Here is a 469-nt window from a genome sequence, read left to right as displayed (position 1 = left end):
GTCTACGGGTGAGGCGATCGGTACTGGTCAATCAATCCTATTGATGGTTATTCAGAGCTGGGAAGAAGAGTCACGTCGACTTCGTAGTAAAGACATCGTTCCATGTCGTTTGTTGTTCCTTGATGAAGCCGCTCGTCTGGATTCTAAGTCGATCTCTACGCTGTTTGAACTGTGTGACCGTTTAGGTATGCAACTTCTGATTGCTGCGCCAGAGAACATTAGCCCAGAGAAAGGTACAACCTACAAACTGGTACGTAAGGTCTTCAAAGACCACGAACACGTACACGTTGTTGGTCTGCGTGGTTTTGCTCAAAACAAACCGGTATCTCCTGTTCAAGAGCTTATCGAAACCCCTTAGAAGCGTAATCTATCTACCGTAAATTAATAGCCTCGAAGTATACAACTTCGGGGCTTTTTTTGTTTGGCAGCTTCACGGGTCTCGTATTCTTTTGGTGAGGGTGAGGGTGAG

At 46.1% G+C, this 469-nt stretch carries 1 protein-coding gene; it reads left to right on the top strand.

What is annotated here, in order from left to right; genetic code table 11:
- Positions 1–358: hypothetical protein (locus tag AB4496_RS29200; RefSeq protein ID WP_372133617.1), on the top strand; the 358-nt coding region annotated here is incomplete at its 5' end.
- Positions 359–469 lie beyond the last annotated feature (111 nt).

Origin of the sequence: Vibrio sp. 10N.222.46.A1 (assembly GCF_041473595.1) — a bacterium.
In the GTDB taxonomy this organism is placed as follows: domain Bacteria; phylum Pseudomonadota; class Gammaproteobacteria; order Enterobacterales; family Vibrionaceae; genus Vibrio; species Vibrio tasmaniensis_A.
Note: the sequence above shows the minus strand (reverse complement) of the source record. Positions and strands in the feature narration are given on the sequence as shown.